2 protein-coding genes are annotated in these 1,187 nt (G+C 74.0%); both read left to right on the top strand.

The window, feature by feature from the left end:
- Positions 1-349: 349 nt before the first annotated feature.
- Positions 350-922 carry a sigma-70 family RNA polymerase sigma factor gene (locus tag H5J29_RS33520; protein ID WP_181784883.1) on the top strand — a complete coding sequence of 191 codons (573 nt, stop codon included), beginning with the start codon at positions 350-352 and terminating at the stop codon, positions 920-922.
- The coding region (locus H5J29_RS33525) for a zf-HC2 domain-containing protein (protein WP_181784884.1) at positions 919-1,187 on the top strand (269 nt) is incomplete at its 3' end. The genes H5J29_RS33520 and H5J29_RS33525, both read left to right, overlap by 4 nt.

Consider the following 1,187-nt stretch of genomic DNA (forward strand, 5'->3'; position numbering starts at 1 on the left):
CGTTCAGCAAGGTGTACGAACGATGATCGTCGCGACGGCGAAGACGGCGACGCCGACCGCCAGGACGGCGAGCAACGTCACCAGGGGGCCGTGTCTCCTCATGGGATGTCCACCTTCTGATCGCGGGGAGCGGGTGAAGCGTTCGAGCGCGGGGAGCGTTCATCCGAGGACACGGGGCCCGGCGGCGAACGGTTCACCCGATCGGGAGAGAAAATCCGACTGAACCGCGGCGCTCCGGCGTCCGTGTCGCCGGATGTGGACTTCGCTACCCTCACCGCGCTCCGCCGCGGGGCACCCGCCCCGCCCGCGGTGAGCATCCGTCGGGGGCACAGGTGGACCGGGAGCGTGCATGGTCGTCGGGTCGTCAGGTCACCGGGCGCGGGGACGCACCCGCGAGCGGAAGGGTCCCCGGGACCCCGACGAGGCTCTGATCCGCGCCGTCTACGCCGAGCACGGGCGGGCGCTCCTGGCGTTCACCACCCGGCTCCTCGGCGACCGGGCGGCGGCCGAGGACGTGGTGCAGGAGGTCCTCGTGCGGGCGTGGCAGCACTCCGACGTGCTGACCAACGGCCGCGGCTCCGTGCGGAGCTGGCTGCTCACCGTGGCCCGCAACCTGGTCACCGACCGGGTCCGGGCGCAGCGTGCCCGGCCCGCGGAGGTCGAGGAGGACGCCGCTCCCCCGGTGGCGACCGGTGACCACGCGGACCGGGTGGTCGACGCCTTGACCGTGCTGCCCGCCCTGGAACGGCTGTCTCCGGACCACCGGGACGTCCTCGCGGAGGTCTACTTCCGCGGCCGGACGCTGCCGGAGGCCGCCGAGGTGCTCGGCGTGCCGCCGGGGACCGTGAAGTCCCGCTCGTACTACGCGCTGCGTGCCCTGCGCAGCGCGCTCGGCCCGACCGTGGAGGGGGTGCCCGGATGACGACCTGCGGGATTGACGGCGGCGAGCTGTCCGCGCACGTCCTCGGCCTGCTGGCCCCCGGTGAGGCGACGGCGGTCGAGCGGCATCTCGACGAGTGCGCGCAGTGCCGCGCCGAGTGGGAGGACCTGCGCGCGATGACGCGGACCCTGGACGAGCTCCCCGACGAGGCCCTGCTCGAGGGCCCACCCGACAGCGACCTGGTGCTGCACCGGGCCCTGCGCGAGATCCGCGACGAACGTGCGGGCGAACGCCGTCGCAGGCTGCT

Origin of the sequence: Pseudonocardia pini (assembly GCF_013870575.1) — a bacterium.
Lineage (GTDB): Bacteria > Actinomycetota > Actinomycetes > Mycobacteriales > Pseudonocardiaceae > Pseudonocardia > Pseudonocardia pini.